At 65.3% G+C, this 15891-nt stretch carries 18 protein-coding genes; 11 read left to right on the top strand and 7 right to left on the bottom strand.

The window, feature by feature from the left end; all coding sequences use genetic code 11:
- Positions 1 to 82 precede the first annotated feature (82 nt).
- Both JQX08_RS00400 and JQX08_RS00395 read left to right on the top strand, forming a co-directional pair.
- Entirely contained in the window at positions 83 to 547 is a 465-nt protein-coding gene (locus tag JQX08_RS00400; RefSeq protein ID WP_204913894.1) for a PA2169 family four-helix-bundle protein, read from the top strand.
- Positions 548 to 745: 198 nt separating this feature from the next.
- Positions 746 to 1093 carry a PilZ domain-containing protein gene (locus tag JQX08_RS00395; RefSeq protein WP_204913892.1) on the top strand — a complete coding sequence of 116 codons (348 nt, stop codon included), beginning with the start codon at positions 746 to 748 and terminating at the stop codon, positions 1091 to 1093.
- Positions 1094 to 1193: 100 nt separating this feature from the next.
- Here the strand turns inward: JQX08_RS00395 and JQX08_RS00390 are convergent, their stop codons facing one another.
- The 7 genes from JQX08_RS00390 to JQX08_RS00360 form a co-directional block, all read right to left on the bottom strand.
- Complete coding sequence (locus tag JQX08_RS00390) at positions 1194 to 3290, bottom strand: flagellar biosynthesis protein FlhA (protein ID WP_204913890.1); 2097 nt, start codon at positions 3288 to 3290, stop codon at positions 1194 to 1196.
- Between the two features lie 150 nt (positions 3291 to 3440).
- Positions 3441 to 4568, bottom strand: coding sequence for a flagellar biosynthesis protein FlhB (flhB, locus tag JQX08_RS00385; protein ID WP_204913889.1), 1128 nt, complete (start codon positions 4566 to 4568; stop codon positions 3441 to 3443).
- Entirely contained in the window at positions 4561 to 5361 is an 801-nt protein-coding gene (gene fliR, locus JQX08_RS00380; protein WP_204913887.1) for a flagellar biosynthetic protein FliR, read from the bottom strand. Before fliR ends, flhB begins: the two co-directional genes overlap by 8 nt.
- 3 nt (positions 5362 to 5364) lie before the next feature.
- Positions 5365 to 5637: a flagellar biosynthetic protein FliQ gene (locus JQX08_RS00375; protein WP_204913885.1), complete on the bottom strand. Its 273-nt coding sequence runs from the start codon at positions 5635 to 5637 to the stop codon at positions 5365 to 5367.
- A 43-nt stretch (positions 5638 to 5680) separates the two neighbouring features.
- On the bottom strand, positions 5681 to 6436 hold the full coding sequence (fliP, locus tag JQX08_RS00370; RefSeq protein ID WP_430472502.1) for a flagellar type III secretion system pore protein FliP: 756 nt from the start codon (positions 6434 to 6436) through the stop codon (positions 5681 to 5683).
- Entirely contained in the window at positions 6436 to 6807 is a 372-nt protein-coding gene (gene fliN / locus JQX08_RS00365) for a flagellar motor switch protein FliN (protein ID WP_204913883.1), read from the bottom strand. Before fliN ends, fliP begins: the two co-directional genes overlap by 1 nt.
- Entirely contained in the window at positions 6804 to 7643 is an 840-nt protein-coding gene (locus tag JQX08_RS00360; RefSeq protein ID WP_204913882.1) for a FliM/FliN family flagellar motor switch protein, read from the bottom strand. Before JQX08_RS00360 ends, fliN begins: the two co-directional genes overlap by 4 nt.
- Positions 7644 to 8117: 474 nt before the next feature.
- Here JQX08_RS00360 and JQX08_RS00355 point away from each other — a divergent pair, with 474 nt between their 5' ends.
- From JQX08_RS00355 to flgN, 9 genes are all read left to right on the top strand, one after another.
- A complete protein-coding gene (locus JQX08_RS00355; RefSeq protein WP_239481939.1) occupies positions 8118 to 9521 on the top strand; it encodes a sigma-54 dependent transcriptional regulator in 1404 nt (467 codons plus the stop codon).
- Positions 9522 to 9542: 21 nt separating this feature from the next.
- On the top strand, positions 9543 to 9872 hold the full coding sequence (gene fliE, locus JQX08_RS00350; protein WP_204913881.1) for a flagellar hook-basal body complex protein FliE: 330 nt from the start codon (positions 9543 to 9545) through the stop codon (positions 9870 to 9872).
- Positions 9873 to 9892: 20 nt separating this feature from the next.
- Positions 9893 to 11584, top strand: a complete 1692-nt coding sequence (fliF, locus tag JQX08_RS00345; protein ID WP_204913880.1) for a flagellar basal-body MS-ring/collar protein FliF — start codon at positions 9893 to 9895, stop codon at positions 11582 to 11584.
- Positions 11556 to 12605: a FliG C-terminal domain-containing protein gene (locus JQX08_RS00340; protein WP_204913878.1), complete on the top strand. Its 1050-nt coding sequence runs from the start codon at positions 11556 to 11558 to the stop codon at positions 12603 to 12605. Before fliF ends, JQX08_RS00340 begins: the two co-directional genes overlap by 29 nt.
- A gap of 10 nt (positions 12606 to 12615) precedes the next feature.
- A complete protein-coding gene (gene fliH / locus JQX08_RS00335; protein ID WP_204913876.1) occupies positions 12616 to 13311 on the top strand; it encodes a flagellar assembly protein FliH in 696 nt (231 codons plus the stop codon).
- 12 nt (positions 13312 to 13323) lie between these two features.
- Complete coding sequence (gene fliI / locus JQX08_RS00330; RefSeq protein ID WP_204915298.1) at positions 13324 to 14640, top strand: flagellar protein export ATPase FliI; 1317 nt, start codon at positions 13324 to 13326, stop codon at positions 14638 to 14640.
- A gap of 2 nt (positions 14641 to 14642) precedes the next feature.
- A complete protein-coding gene (locus tag JQX08_RS00325; RefSeq protein ID WP_204913875.1) occupies positions 14643 to 15068 on the top strand; it encodes a flagellar FliJ family protein in 426 nt (141 codons plus the stop codon).
- A gap of 89 nt (positions 15069 to 15157) precedes the next feature.
- Positions 15158 to 15451 carry a flagellar biosynthesis anti-sigma factor FlgM gene (flgM, locus tag JQX08_RS00320; RefSeq protein WP_204913874.1) on the top strand — a complete coding sequence of 98 codons (294 nt, stop codon included), beginning with the start codon at positions 15158 to 15160 and terminating at the stop codon, positions 15449 to 15451.
- Positions 15448 to 15888, top strand: a complete 441-nt coding sequence (gene flgN / locus JQX08_RS00315; RefSeq protein WP_204913873.1) for a flagellar export chaperone FlgN — start codon at positions 15448 to 15450, stop codon at positions 15886 to 15888. Before flgM ends, flgN begins: the two co-directional genes overlap by 4 nt.
- Positions 15889 to 15891: the final 3 nt, after the last annotated feature.

Below are 15891 nucleotides of genomic sequence, written 5' to 3'. Positions count from 1 at the left end.
GGAACCTACAGGCGATCACTAACGGCCTGTCACTTCCATTTCCCTTATCGCTCGACCCCGGCGTCGACGCAGGAGTGTCTCCATGGACATCACCGAAGACCGCAAGGCAACCATCAAAGTCCTCAACAACCTGATCGAGACCAGCAAGGACGGCGAGGCCGGCTTCAAGGTCTGCGCCGAAGACGTCAAGCGTCCGGACCTGAAGACCCTGTTCCTCGACCGCGCCCAGCAATGCGCCCAGGCGGCGGCGGAACTGCAGCGCGTGGTGCTGCAACTGGGCGGCGACCCGGAAGAGAGCACCAGCGTGGGTGGCGACCTGCACCGCCGCTGGGTCGACCTCAAGGCGCTGGTCACCGGCAAGGACGAAGAGGCGGTGCTCAACGAGTGCGAGCGCGGCGAAGACGTCGCCAAGAAGCACTACGCCGAAGCCCTGGAAAAGCCGCTGCCGGCGGAGATCCGCACCCTGGTGCAGCGTCAGTACGACGGCGTGTTGCGCAACCACGATCAGATCAAGGCACTGCGCAACGCCGCGCGCGCCAACAGCTGACGGTAGGGCCGGCCGGCGCCATGAATGGCGCTGGCCAGGCTGCATTTCGCCGCGGTTTGCCGGATTTTTTGAGATTTTTTGAGACCGCTTGATCCTGCCGCTGGGTATCATCGACGAGTAACAAACCGGCCTCCGGGCCGCGAACAACAATAGGCGCCAGCTAGAGCGTCATCAGTCGAGAGCCAGACGAAGAGAACCATGCGCCAGCACAGCCGGATCATCATTCGCTCGATCTTCCGTATCAAAGTCAGCAACCGCCGCAACGACAAACTGGTTGGTTATGTCGGCGATCTTTCCGAGCACGGCCTGCGCCTGGTCGGCGACACCTTGCTCGAGGTGGGCAGCACGCTGGAACTGCGCATTCGCATGCGCGACAAGGATGGCCAGATGCGCCATGCCGACGTTGACGTGAAATGCCTGTGGGCACGGGAAAACGCCCAGACCGGGCATTTCGAGGCGGGCCTCAGCCTGGTGCTGCCGTCGGTGTCCTACAGCGAGCTGATCCGCGACATGCGCGCGACGCGCGGAGTGCGCGAGGAAAGCTGAGTCAGAAGTGCGTCGCGGCGTTCGCTCGCGACGTCAATCAAGGTAGGTGGGGTAATGGGCCGTGCGGACCCATCGCCCTCTGCCTGCACTACCCAGGCGCTTAGCCCAGAGTGCCGAGAATATTCACCCCAACCCGATCGGGAATCTCGTTCTGCGACAGCACGTGCAGGCCCGGGCTGAACACCCGCGCGTAGCGGGCGAGCAGCGGGCGCAGTTGCGGCATCACGGTGAGGATCGGTGGGTGGCCTTCCTTGCGCAGGCGTTCCTTGACCACCGGCATGGCGGTCTGCAGCTGGTTGAGCAGGTTCGGCTCGACCGGAATGTTGTCCAGGCTCACCGGGCCGGCCTGCTGGGCGATCGACAGGGCGCTGAGCAGGGTGTTCTCCAGGGCATTTTCGAGGATGAACACCGACAGTTCGCCGCGTTCCCCGGCAATTCCGGCGACGATGCTGCGGCGCAGCGCGTAGCGCACGTCGGAGGCGAGCAGCACCGGGTCCTTGGTCGATTCGCTGGCCTCCACCAGGGTGGTGGCGATAGTCACGATGTCCTTCAGCGGCACCTGCTCGAGCAGCAGCTGGCGGTACACGCGGTGCTGCTGGCTGTAGCTCAGCTGGGTCTTGAGGTTGTCCGCCAGCTTCGGCGCCTGCAGCGCCAGGCGCTGCATCAGGTGGTCGACATCGTCGTGCTTGAAGATGTCCGGCAGGTGCTCGCGCACCACCTTGTTGAGGTGCGTGGCGATCACGCTGGCGCAGTCGATCACCTGGTAGCCGAGGTTCAGCGCGCGCGCCTTGTCGGCCGGTTGAATCCACACCACCTGCATGCGGTAGGCCGGGTCGACGCCGAGGATGCCGTCGATCTCGCCGTACAGTTCCGGTGAGGGAATCGCCATCAGCCGGTCGGCGTGGATTTCCGCGCCGTCGATGCGTTCGCCGCTGATGTAGATGTTGTACTGCGCGGCCTTGAGCCGCAGGCTGTCGCGGATCTGGATTTCCGGCAGCAGGAAACCGAGGCTTTCCGAGAGCGTCTGCCGCACCCCGCGCACCCGTTGCACCAGCGGCGCACCGCCGGATTCGTTGACCAGGCCGACCAGCTTGTAGCCGAGCGAGATGGACAGCCGCTCGACCAGCGGAATGTCTTCCCAGCCCAGTTGTTGGGCGCGTTCCTGGTCCATGGCCTTGGCGATCGCCTCGGTCTTTTCCAGGGTCACCGCCTCGCTGGGCGGGCCGGACAAAGACACCCGCCAGGCGATGAAGCCGACCAGCGCGGCGAACGCGAGGAACGCCAGGTGCGGCATGCCCGGCACCAGAGCGAGGATGAACAGGATGCCGGCCACGGTGTACAGCGTCGCCGGCGAGGCGAGCATCTGCTTGCGCACCAGCGAGGTGATGTCCGCCGCCTCGTTGACCCGGGTGACGATGATCGCCGCCGCAGTCGACAGCAGCAGCGCCGGAATCTGTGCGACCAGGCCGTCACCGATGGTCAGCAGGGCGTACAGGCGGAACGCTTCGCCGCCGGCCAGGCCGTGGACGAACACGCCGATGGCAACGCCGCCGAACAGGTTGATCAGAAGGATCAGGATGCCGGCGATGGCGTCGCCGCGGACGAACTTCGACGCGCCGTCCATGGCGCCGTAGAAGTCGGCTTCCTTGGCCACTTCCTGGCGCCGCGCCTTGGCTTCGTCCTGGCTGACCAGTCCGGCGTTGAGGTCGGCGTCGATGGCCATCTGCTTGCCGGGCAGGGCGTCCAGGGTGAAGCGCGCGGTCACCTCGGAGATGCGCTCCCCACCTTTGGTGATGACCATGAAGTTGATGATCATCAGGATCACGAAGACGATCATGCCGACGATGAAGTTGCCGCCGATCACCACATGACCGAAGGCCTCGATCACCTTACCGGCCGCCGCCGAGCCGGTGTGGCCGTCGAGCAGTACCACGCGGGTCGAGGCGACGTTGAGCGACAGGCGCAGCAGTGTGGTGACCAGCACCACGGTGGGCAGCAGCGAGAAGTCCAGCGGGCTGCGCGACGACACGCTGACCATCAACACCAGCAGGGCGATGCCGATGTTGAAGGTGAACAGCACGTCAAGCAGCAACGGCGGCAGCGGCAGGATGATCATCGCCAGGATCGACAGGATCACCAGCGGGATACCGATCCGCCCGCTGCGCAAGGTCGGCATGAGTTGGTCGAGGAGGTTCATGGTCAGGCCCTGTTTGCCAAGCTATCGGGCCAAACAGTCTGAAAACTACTGCGTTCGGTTAGTCGGCGTTGAAATCAGGCTCAAAATGCTCATTTACAACTCGTAAACTGCGCTTTTTCGCCTGATTTCGCCTTGCCTAACCTTCTTTCGCTACGTTTTCAAACTGTCTGGGATTGGAAGGTTCTTCGTCAGTTCGGGTTTGCCGCGACGCCCCTGGCGATAGGCGCGCAGCTGCAGGATGTAGGTGAGGACGTGGGCCACTGCGGTGTACAGCGGTGCCGGAATCTGTTGGTTGACCTGGGTGCTGAAGTAGATGGCGCGCGCCAGCGGCGGCAGTTCGAGCACGTCCAACTCGCGCGACTGGGCCATCTTGCGGATGAACAGCGCGGTTTCGTCGACGCCCTTGGCGATCACGAATGGCGCTTGCGCCTTTTTCGGGTCGTATTTCAGCGCCACCGCGAAGTGCGTCGGGTTGACGATGACCACGTCGGCCTTCTTGATCACCCGGCTGATCTGCCGCTGCATCAGCTGGCGCTGCACCTGCTTGATGCGCGCCTTCACTTCCGGGCGGCCTTCCTGGTTTTTGTGCTCCTCGCGGCGCTCCTGCTTGGTCATGCGCAGCTTCTTGAGGAAGAAGAAGCGCTGCAGCGGGATGTCGATGAAGGCGAACACCACGAACACCAGCAGCAGGCTCAGGGTGGTGTCGAACATCAGCTGCATGGCGCTGCTGATCGCGCTGCGGATGTCGGTGCGCGCCAGGGCGAACAGCTGCGGTGCGGTGTCGACCAGCAGGTACCAGGCGATGCCGAACAGCACCAGGATCTTCAGCAGCGACTTGGCCAGGTCGGTCCAGTTCTGCGCCGAAACGATGCGCGCCAGGCCGCTGATCGGGTTGAGCTTGCTGAGCTTGAAGGCGAAGTTCTCCGAGGCGAACACCCAGCCGCCGGGCACCAGCGAGAACACCACCACCAGCAGCTGGGTGATCAGCAGCGGGGCGAGCAGCACCACGAACACCAGCAGGTTGTGGCTGAGGATCAGTTCGAGATCGTCCAGGCCGATCTCGCTGTGGCGAAAATCGATGAACGCCAGTCGGAAGCTCTCACCGAGGCCCTGCAGGAAATGCCCGGCGCTGTACTTGAGCACCAGCAGGCTGACCAGCAGCGACACCGCGGTGGCCAAGTCGCGCGAGCGGGCCACCTGACCCTGGTCGCGGCTCTTCTTCAGCTTGTGCTGCGAGGCCTCTTCGGTTTTTTCCTGCCCGCTGTTCTGCTCAGCCATGCAGCGGGCTCCGCATCAGCGCGCCGAGGTTGTCGAGCAGCGACCGGGTCAGGTGCAGGTAGTGCTCGGGCAGGTCTGGCAGGGTCAGGTGGATACACAGCAGGCCGGTGAGGATGGCCATCGGAAAGCCCAGTGAGAACAGGTTCATCGCCGGCGAGATGCGGTTGAGCAGGCCGAAGCAGAACTGCACCAGGGTCATGCAGAACACCACCGGCAGGGTGATCAGCACCGCCGCGGCGAGCACCCAGCTCATCGCGTAGATCAGCGTCTCGAAGCCCGGGTAGTGCAGGCCGCTGCCGACCGGCCAGTAGATGAAGCTCTGGTACAGCACGCTGACGGTGAGCAGATGGCCGTCGATGGCGAAGAACAGCAGGGCGAGTAGCAGGAAATACAGCTGCGAGACGATCGACGACGAAGACACGCCGTTCAGCGGGTCGTTGTAGCGCGCCATGCTCATGCCCATCTGCGTGGAAATCACCTCACCGACCACGGCGAAGATGACGAACACCAGTTGCAGGCTGAGGCCCAGCAGCAGGCCGAAGCCGATCTGCTCGAGGGTGGTGAGGATGCCGGCCAGCGACAGCGGGTCGATCGCCCCGACCTCGGGCAGCGCGGCGGCCAGCGCCAGGGTTAGGGCCAGGGCCAGGACGATGCGCACGCGCATCGACAGCGCCTTGTGGCTGTACAGCGGCGCCAGGCTGAACAGCGCGAGGATGCGGCAGAACGGCCACCAGTAGTTCTGCAGGGTCTGCAGGTACTGGCTGGCGTGGAGCAGGGGTTCGCTGGCGTTCATCCGTCAGCCGACCAGGTGGCCGGCCTGCTTGAAGGTTTCGATGAACAGGTCGCTGAGCGTGCGCAGAATCCAGTGGCCGGAGAACACCAGCATGCCGAGGGTGATCAGCAGGCGCGGCAGGAAGCTGAGCATCTGTTCGTTGATCTGCGTGGCCGCCTGGAAAATGCTCACCAGCAGGCCGCCGATCAGGCTCGGCACGATCAGCACGCAGACCACCAGCGCGGTGATGTGCACGGCGTTGGAGACAATCTCCACGGCGGTATCCGGGGTCAGCATGGGCGCACCTGCAGGGCGGCGGGGAGGGCGGCGAGGCGCTTCATCAGAACGGCTGCACGCTGGAAGTCAGCGTGCCCATCATCAGTGCCCAGCCGTCGACCAGGACGAAGATCATCAGCTTGAACGGCAGCGAGATCATCATCGGTGAGAGCATCATCATGCCCATCGCCATCAGCACGCTGGCCACCACCAGGTCGATCACCAGGAACGGGATGAAGATCATGAAGCCGAGCTGGAACGCGGTCTTCAGCTCGCTGAGCACGAACGCGGGGAGCAGCAGGGAGAACTCCAGCTCCTCCAGATTGGCCGGCATCTGCTCGCCGGCCAGCGAGACCATGGTTTCCAGCGAAGTCTTGTTGGTCTGCGCCAGCATGAAGTGGCTGAGCGTGGTCTTCGCCTTGCCGAGGCCCTGCTCCAGGGTGATCTGGTCGGCCTGGAACGGCACGAAGGCGTCGCTGTAGATCTCGTTCCACACCGGGCGCATCACCAGCATGGTCATGCACAGGGCGATGCCGATCAGGATGTTGTTCGGCGGGCTCTGCTGCAGGCCCATGGCCTGGCGGAGGATGGCCAGGACGATGATGAAGCGGGTGAAGCAGGTCATCATCATCAGCATCGCCGGCAGGAAGCCGAGCAGCGTCATGATCACCAAGATCTGCAGCTTGACGCTCAGTTCCTGGCCATTGGCGGTGTCGTTCAGGCTGAGCAGGGCGATGTCGCCGCCGGCCGCGCGCACTTCCAGCGGCAGCAGGCAGGCGCCCAGCAGCAGGGCCGACGAGACCAGTCGACGCGCGCGCATCATGCGGTGAGGTCGTGCAGGCCGGCGCCGCTGAGTTCGACGATGCGCAGGCCGTAGTTGCCGTTCATCACCACCACCTCGGCCTTGGCGAACAGGGCGCCGTTGACCTTCACATCGAGTGGCTCGCCGGCCAGTTTGTCGAGGACGATCACGCTGCTGGTGTCGACGTCCATCAGTTCCTTCAGGGAAATCTCGGTGGAGGCCACTTCCAGGGTGACGTTGACCGGGATCTTGCCGAAGAAGCTCAGGTCCTGTTGCGCCGGCTGCGCGACGCTGAGGGTGCTGCTCTCGTCGCCGAGCGCGTCGTCCAGCCCGAGGTCGCCGTCGTTGATCAGGTTGTCCAGGTCGGAATCGGAAAGTTGACTGCTCATGGGCTTTTCACGCTCTCAAGAGAGGTTAGATAGAGGGCGCCGTCTTCCTCGAAGATGGAGCCACGGAACAACTTCTGCTGGTTGACCTGCACCTCGCAGCGCTCCAGCAGGCGCATCGGCAGGATGTCGCCGGCGCGCAGGCCGAGCACCTGGGCCAGCGGCATCTGCAGCGCGGCGACCACGCAGTCGAGGCGCACCGGCAGGTGCTTGAGGTGATTGGCCGGGCTGCCGTTCAGCCGAGTTGGCTGCGGGTTGGCCAGGCGGCTGGTGAGTTCGTCGACCAGCTGCGCATCCAGGTAGATGAAGATCGACGAGCGCCCGCCGCTGATGTGGCTGCTGTAGTGGAACTCGGCGATGTATTCCCACTGGACGATTTCGTAATCGTTGTCGTGCGGGTGCAGGGTGCCGAACGTGGCGCCGGACAGCAGCGAGCGGGCAAAGATCTGCGTGATGTCCATGCCCAGGCGGCTGCGCATGCGCTGCTCGGAGGTGGAGATCGGCGGGGTGTCGTGGCTGGGCAGGCTGGTGCCGCCGTAATAGCACTCCAGCGCTTCGGTCAATAAAGGCCGGTCAATGGCGAAACCCACTTTGCCAAGTGCGCAGCGATAGATGCACTCCGCGGTGGCTTCGCGCTGTTCGTGAACTTCCACCTTGGTCAATTCAAGATTAATTCGGTAGTTGCGCAGGAAGTAGTCGCTGATATTCCGCGGATGCTTGCTGGCGATCTCTCGAATGTATTGAGGGATCTTGTGGTAGTGCCGGCCTAATTTCTGCGGTTTGAGCCGCGTGAGACTGTCGGCGGGCACGCCATGGTGGACTTTAGAATGACCAGTCATGTGGTGATCTGTGTTCCGGACGTGTAACTGCAGGACTGAGAGTCAACCCGCCGTGCGGTCGCTGCAGTGGCTGTCGAGTGAGCCTGGCTAGGTTCGATTCATGGCCGCGCTTGTGGCGCGAGACCCGCACTGTCCCTGTGGTAGCGGCAGCCTTGGGCGAGGGTGGAGTCTAGGGAGGAGGGGGCAAAAATTTAAATCAATAGAAATCAAATGACGTTTTTGATCGTCATTGCGGGGCTTTGATTTGATTTAACGGCAACTGACTCGGCAGTTTTTTGTGAGCCGGTTAACGTAGCGCTCGGATCAGATTACGGCGCCTGGAAAAGTTCCGGCGAGTTCCCGTAATGGAAAGTAAAGGCGACACAAAGTTCCAGGCGATTAAGTAAATCGCGGAAAAATCATAACGGCCACGACCGCCGTTTCGCACTCGGACTGATAGTTGCCGGATGGCAATCGGACGAACAGGTGAATTAGTTGAAACAGGTCAATCGATCGGTAAGTTACGCCTACGACGGAATGTTCGAGCAACTACCGGAACAGCAGAAAGTTGTGATCGTCGGTGCTGCGGCTACTAGTAGCCAGGCATTGCACGATGGCCTGTTGCGTCAGGGTTGCCGTGTCGTGCAAGTGGCCGATGCCGGGGCGCTGAACGCCCGCCTGCTCGCCGAGGCGAGCATGGTGTTCATCTGTGCCAACAGCCTGCCGACCCAGGGCCTGTACGCCCAGGTCGATGACCTGCTGCGCCGTGCGCCGCAGCTCAGCGTGGTGCCGATCGTCGAGTACGCCGACCAGGCCAAGGCCGCCGCGCTGCTCGAACTGGGCTGCGTCGACTACCTGCTGTCGCCGTTCAGCGAGGCGCAACTGAATGCCCTGCTGCGCCGCCAGGAACAGGCCGGCAGCGCCGAAGAAAGCTTCGTCTCCTGCTCGCAGGCCGGGCGCCGGCTGCTGGCCATGGCCCAGCGTGTGGCGCAGACCCGCGCGCCGATCCTCATCAGCGGCGAGACGGGCACCGGCAAGGAGCTGATGGCCCGCTACATCCACCGTTTCTCCGCCAGCGCCGAGGCGCCGTTCATCGCGGTCAACTGCGCGGCGATCCCCGAGCAGATGCTCGAATCGATCCTCTTCGGCCACGAACGCGGCGCCTTCACCGGCGCGGTCAGCGCCCAGCCGGGCAAGTTCGAGCTGGCCAACGGCGGAACCCTGCTGCTCGACGAAATCGGCGAGCTGCCGCTCGGCCTGCAGGCCAAGCTGCTGCGCGTGCTGCAGGAGCAGCGCGTCGAGCGCCTCGGCGGGCGCAAGGAGATCGCCCTCGACGTGCGCATCATCGCCGCGACCAACCGCGACCTGCAGGCCGAAGTCGCCGCGGGCCGCTTCCGCGCCGACCTGATGTTCCGCCTCGACGTGCTGCCGCTGCACATCAGCCCGCTGCGCGAACGCAAGGACGACATCCTGCCGCTGGTGCGCCGCTTCATCCGCCAGTACGCGCCGCAGGAAGCCCACGACAACCTGCTCACCGCCGACGCCAGCCGCGCGCTGCTCGCACACGACTGGCCGGGCAACGTGAGAGAACTGGAGAACACCGTGCAACGCGCCCTGGTGCTGCGCAACGGGCTGTTCATCCAGCCCGCCGACCTCGGCCTGGTCGCCCCCGAGGCGCCGGCCATGCGCGAGGAGCGCGCCCAGCCGCTGTTCGCCGAAACCGGCAAGGCGGCGCTGCGCGCCAGCGGCAAGTGGGCCGAGTACCAGCACGTGCTGGACACCATCCGCCGTTTCGACGGCCACAAGACCAAAGCGGCGGAGAGCCTGGGCATGACCACTCGCGCGCTGCGTTACCGCCTCAATGCCATGCGCGAGCAGGGCGTGCACGTCCCTCTCTGAAGCGAATCTGGAGACCGCGAGATGAACCCGATCATGCAGGTGCAGCAGGACATGCTGGACCGGATGAACCAGCTCAAGGACCTGTCCGGTGCGGCGATCAAGCCGGCCGGACTGGTCGACGGCCACGCCGCCAGCGGCCCCACCGGGGCGTTCGAGGACGCCCTGCGCGCGGTGGACGCCGAGCAGCACCAAGCCAGCGCGGCGATGGCGGCGGTGGACAGCGGGCAGAGCGACAACCTGGTCGGCGCGATGATCGACAGCCAGAAAGCCAGCGTGTCGTTCTCCGCCCTGTTGCAGGTGCGCAACAAGCTGACCAATGCCTTCGACGAAATCATGAGACTGCCGCTGTGACAGGGCGTGGGTGCTGAGCCGTGCTGCAGACGATCAAGAGCAAGCTGCCCGTCAACGGGCTGAAACTGGACCCGCGCCTCGCGCTGCTGGGCATGGCGGCGCTCGCCGCGCTGCTGGCGGTGGGCGTGGTCTATTACCTGTGGCGCGACCAGGGCGCGTTCCGCCCGCTGTATGGCGCCGGTGAGGCCTTCCCGGCCGCCGAGGTCATGCAGGTGCTGGATGCCGACAACATCGCCTACCGCCTGCACCCGCAGAGTGGCCAGGTGCTGGTGCGCGAGGATCAGCTCGGCCAGGCGCGCATGCTGCTCACCGCCAAGGGCGTGAAGGTGGCGGTGCCGGCCGGCTATGAACTGTTCGACAAGGACGAACCGCTCGGCACCAGCCAGTTCGTCCAGGACGTGCGCCTCAAGCGCAGCCTGGAAGGTGAGCTGGCGCGCACGGTGATGACCCTCGAAGGTATCGAGCGGGCACGCGTGCACCTGGCGCTGGAGGAGAGCAGCTCCTTCGTGGTCAGCAAGCGCGACCCGGCCAAGGCTTCGGTGACCTTGCAACTGGTGCCCGGCTACCGGCTCAAGCCAGAGCAGGTCGCGGCGATCGTCAACCTGGTCGCCAACAGCGTGCCGCAGCTGAAGGCCGAGGACATCAGCGTCGTCGACCAGCACGGCGCGCTGCTGTCACGCGGCCTGGACGCCTGGGGCGGGCCGCAGCAGAGCTGGCAGGTGGTCAACGACTATCAGCAGAAGGCCGTGGCCAACGTCGAGGAAGTGCTGGCACCGGTGCTCGGCAGTGGCAACTACCGCATCAGCGTCGCCGCCGACATCGACTTCAGCCAGAAGGAAGAGACCGTGCAGGCCTACGGCGATGCGCCGCGTCTGCGCAACGAAGTGCTGCGCGACGAAAGCACCCTCGACCAACTGGCCCTCGGCGTGCCGGGCTCGCTGAGCAACAGTCCGCCGCCCAAGCCGGAAGAGGCGCAGCCGGGGCAACCCGCCCAGGCGCAGCCGGCCCAGGGCAACAAGGCCAAGGACCTGCAGAACAAGGCGGCGACCTCGCTGCGCAAGGAATCCAACCGCCAGCTGGATTACGACCAGAGCGTCACCCACGTCAAGCACGCGCCGTTCAGCCTGCGTCAGCAGAGCGTGGCGGTGGTGCTCAATGCCGGCAGCGCCCCGGAAGGTGGCTGGAAGCCGGAAACCCGCGCCGAGCTGGAAGCGATGGTCAAGAGTGCGGTGGGCTTCAACGCGGCGCGCGGCGACAGCCTGACTCTCAGCGTGCTGCCGTTCGCCGGTGCCGTCGAGCCGCTGGCTGCGGCGCCCTGGTGGGACGACAGCCGCCTGCATGAACTGGTGAAAATCGCCGTGTTCGGCCTGATCAGCTTGCTGTTGCTGCTGATCGTGGTCCGCCCGGTGGTGCGCAGCCTGACCCAGCGCAGCACTCCGGCGTTGCCGCAGGACGAATCCAGTGTGTTCGCCGCGCTGGCCGAGGAACGCAGCGAGCGCCTGCTCGCTCGGGTCGGCGACGAGCCGCGCGCCCTGGGGGTGTTCAGCGAGCTGAACCCGCTCTCGGAAATCCGCCTGCCGGCACCCGGCTCGGGTCTGGAGCACCAGATCGAGCACCTGCAGATGCTGGCCAAGAACGATCCCGAGCGCGTCTCGGAAGTCATCAAGCAATGGATAGGGCGCAATGAAAGAGACCTCACTCCCGCAAGCTGATGCGGCGCGCACCCAGGTGCGCGCGCAGAGCCGATCGATGACCTCCATGGAGCAGGCGGCGATCCTCATGCTGAGCATGGGCGACGAGACCTCGGCCGGCGTGCTGCGGCACTTCTCCCGCGAGGAAATCATCAGCATCAGCCAGGCCATGGCGCGGCTGAACAACGTCAAGTTGCCGATGGTGTCCGACGTGATCGGCCGCTTCTTCGACGACTACAAGGAGCAGAGCAGCATCAAAGGCGCCTCGCGCAGCTACCTGTCCGGCATGCTCGGTAAGGCGCTCGGCAGCGACATCACGCGCAGCCTGCTGGACAGCATCTACGGCGAGGAAATCCGCGCCAAGATGGCCAAGATGGAGTGGATCGATCCCAAGCAGTTCGCAGCGCTGATCGCCAAGGAACACGCGCAGATGCAGGCGGTGTTCCTCGCCTTCCTGCCGCCGGGCATGGCCAGCGAAGTGCTCGAATGCCTGCCGGCCGAGCGCCAGGACGAGCTGCTGTACCGCATCGCCAACCTCAGCGAAGTGAACAGCGACGTGATCGCCGAGCTCGAGCAACTGATCGAACGCAGCCTGGCGGTGCTCTCCACCCAGGGCTCGCAGGTGCGCGGCATCAAGCAGGCCGCCGACATCATGAACCGCTACAAGGGCGACCGGAACCAGATGTTCGAGCTGCTGCGCGGCCACAGCGAGGACCTGGTCGGCAAGCTGGAGGAGGAGATGTACGACTTCTTCATCCTCTCGCGGCAGACCCAGGACGTGCTGCAGGCGCTGCTCGAAGCCATTCCGCTGGAAGAGTGGGTGGTCGCCCTCAAGGGCGCCGAGCCGGCGCTGGTCAAGGCCATCCAGGGCGCCATGCCGAAACGCCAGGCGCAGCAGATGGAGTCCATCAAGCGTCGCCAGGGCCCGGTGCCGCTGAGCCGCGTCGAGCAGGTGCGCAAAGACATCATGCTGATGGTCCGCGAGCTGGCCGCGCAGGGCGACATCCAGCTGCAGCTGTTCCGCGAACAGACGGTCGACTAAGGAGCGCAGCATGACGGTCAAGGTGATCCGCAACGGCGGGCGCAACTGGCGTCCGTTCCGCTTCCCGCCGCGCTGCAGCGCACCGCTGAGCGGCGACTGGGATGGCGACCCGGCGGGCATGCAGCGCGCGGTGGCCGAAGGTTTCCAGCAAGGCATCGAGAAGGGCTATCAGGACGGTCTGCAGCAGGGCCTGGAAACCGGCCAGCGCGAAGGCTTCGACAGCGGCCGTCAGGAAGGCTTGCGTCAGGGGCGCGAAGAAGGCCGCGCGCAGGGTCGTCAGGTGTTCGAGGCGGCCAGCCAGCCGCTTGAGCAGATCAGCGCGCAGCTGCGCAGCTTCCTCGCCGAGCAGGACAGCAAGCGTCGCCAGGAGCTGCTCGAGCTGGTGCAGAAGGTCGCCAAGCAGGTAATCCGCGTCGAGCTGACGCTCAACCCGACGCAGCTGCTGACCCTCGCCGAGGAAGCCCTGGCGGCGATGCCGGGCGAGCCGGGCGAGGTGCAGATTCTGCTCAATCCGGAGGAGTGCGCGCGGATCAAGGACCTGGTGCCCGAACGCGCCGCGGCCTGGCGGCTGGTGGCCGACGAGCGCCTGGCGCTCGGCGAGTGCCGGGTGGTCACCGCCCAGGCGGAGGCCGACATCGGCTGCCAGCAGCGCCTCGATTCGTGCATCGAGACGCTCTCCGAACACCTCAACCTGAGCGAGGCCTAAGCGGTGAGCCAGTTGGCCGACTTCAAGCTCGACGAGGCGCTGCGCTCGCTCGACGGCGTGCAGCTGGCCAAGGTCAGTGGCCGGCTGGTGCGCGTCTCCGGCATGGTCCTGGAAAGCCTCGGCTGCCAGCGCATGACCGGCCAGCGCTGCCACGTCGAACAGGCCGACGGCAGCATGCTCGAAGCACAGGTGGTCGGCTTCAACCGCGAAATCACCTACCTGATGCCGTTCAAGAAGCCGGTCGGCTTGACCGCCGGCTCGCGGGTGTTTCCGGTGCGCGACGAGGCGCGCCTGCAGATCGACGAATCCTGGCTCGGGCGGGTGGTCAACGGCCTCGGCGAACCGCTCGACGAACTGGGCAGGCTCGGAGGCCGCGACACCCTGCCGACCGAGCTGCCGACGGTCAATCCGCTCAAGCGCCGCCCGGTGGAGGAGCCGCTGGACGTCGGCGTACGCGCGATCAACGCCATGCTCACCGTCGGCAAGGGCCAGCGGGTCGGCCTGTTCGCCGGCAGCGGGGTGGGCAAGAGCGTGCTGCTCGGCATGATCACCCGGCAGACCAAGGCCGACATCGTGGTGGTCGGGCTGATCGGTGAGCGCGGCCGCGAAGTGCAGGAATTCATTCTCCACTCGCTCGGCCCGGAAGGCCTGCGCAAGGCGGTGGTGGTGGTGGCGCCGGCCAACGAGTCGCCGCTGATGCGCCTCAAGGCCGCCGAGCTGTGCCACAGCATCGCCGCGTATTTCCGCGACCAGGGCAACGACGTGCTGCTCTTGGTCGACTCGCTGACCCGCTACGCCATGGCCCAGCGCGAGATCGCCCTGGCCCTCGGCGAGCCGCCGGCGACCAAGGGCTATCCGCCGTCGGTGTTCGGCCTGCTGCCCGAGCTGGTGGAGAGCGCCGGCAACGGCGCGAGCGGGCAAGGCAGCCTGAGCGCGCTGTACACCGTGCTGGCCGAGGGCGACGACCAGCAGGACCCGGTGGTCGACTGCGCGCGGGCGATCCTCGACGGCCACATCGTGCTGTCGCGCAAGCTCGCCGATGTCGGTCATTACCCGGCGATCGACATCGCCGCGTCGGTGAGCCGCTGCATGAGCCAGGTCACCGAGCCGGCGCACCAGACCGCGGCGCGCCACCTCAAGGAGTTCTACAGCACCTACGAGAAGATCAAGGAGCTGATTCCCCTCGGCGGCTACACGCCCGGCATGGACGGCAAGACCGACCGCGCCGTGCAGCTGGCGCCGAGCATCGAGCGCTTCCTGCGCCAGGAGGTCGGCGATGGAGCCGAGCTTGGCACCAGCATCGCCATCCTGCGGAGCCTGATCAAATAGCCATGAAAGAGCAGATCGAAACCCTCGGCCGCCTGGCCAGCTTGCGCGGCAACAAGGTCCGGCAGATGCTCGGCCGGGTCACCTATCAACAGAACCTGTGCCAGCGCTACCGCAACAACATCGCCGGGCTGGATCGCCTATGCGGCTTCAGCGCGGCGACCAGTACGCCGCTGCAGCGCCACAACCAGCAGCAGTACAAGGCCACCCTGCACAAGATGATCGAGTTGCAGCGTCGCGAACTGGCGCTGGCCGAGGAGAACCTCACGCGCATCCAGGGCGACCTGCTGGCGGCGATGCGCAACGAGAAGGTGGTGACCCAGGTGATGGAATCGAAGATGCTGCAGTGGCAGCACCTGCTCGCCCAGCAGGAGCAGAAGATTCAGGACGGCCTGGCCGCGCAGGCCTGGTGGCGGGTGCAGGTGAGCTGAACGACGTGCAAATTTTTTGAAAATCGATTTAAGTCAGCGCTGCAAGCGGTCGCCTATTCGTCGATAAGCCCCCGAGTTGGATTGGAATCATGGAAATCAACAGGCAATTCAAGGCCGGTTACACCGCCCAGAGCGAAGTGCAGGGCCCGGCCAAGAGCGAGCGTCTGCAGCAGTCGCAGCCGGCGCCAGCCGCTGTCGCGCCGGTGTCGGCCAGTGAGGAGCTGCCGTTGGAGCAGTTGCAGGAAGCCCTGCGCAAGCTGCCGGAAGTCGACCTGGACAAGGTCGCGGCACTCAAGCTGGCGCTGCAGCGCGGCGATCTGCTCACCGACAGCACCGCGCTGGCCGGCAGCATGCTCGACTATCACGGCGGCAAACCGGCGTGACCCAGCGCGAGCAACTGCTGCAAGCGGTAGAACAGGACCTGCAGCAGGACTGCTCCGATTACCTGGGTTTGCGCGGCCTGATGCAGGAGCTGTATCAGCACCTGCTCAAGCGCGACAGCGAGCGGATCGATCTGCTCAATCAGCAGATCTCCGAGCTGGTCGATCAGGTGCGCGTGCGCGCCGGACGGCGCAGCAAGATTCTCGCCGCGTTCAAGCTGGCCCCGGGCGGCGGTGCCATGCAGCAACTGCTGACCTTGTTTCCCGAGGCGCGGCGCGACTACCTGCAGGAAACCTGGCAGCAGCTCGGCCTGCTCGCCGGCCAGTGCAAGCGCCTCAACGAGCGCAACGGCAAGCTGCTGGCGATGCACCACGAAATCCTTTCCCAGCTGCTCGGCGAGGCCGAGAGCCAGCACCTCTACGCTCCGCAGCATTACTGAGCG

The organism is Zestomonas insulae (assembly GCF_016901015.1).
GTDB classification, from domain to species: domain Bacteria; phylum Pseudomonadota; class Gammaproteobacteria; order Pseudomonadales; family Pseudomonadaceae; genus Aquipseudomonas; species Aquipseudomonas insulae.
The sequence above is the reverse complement of the archived record's forward strand: the minus strand, read 5'-3'. Positions and strand labels throughout refer to the sequence as shown.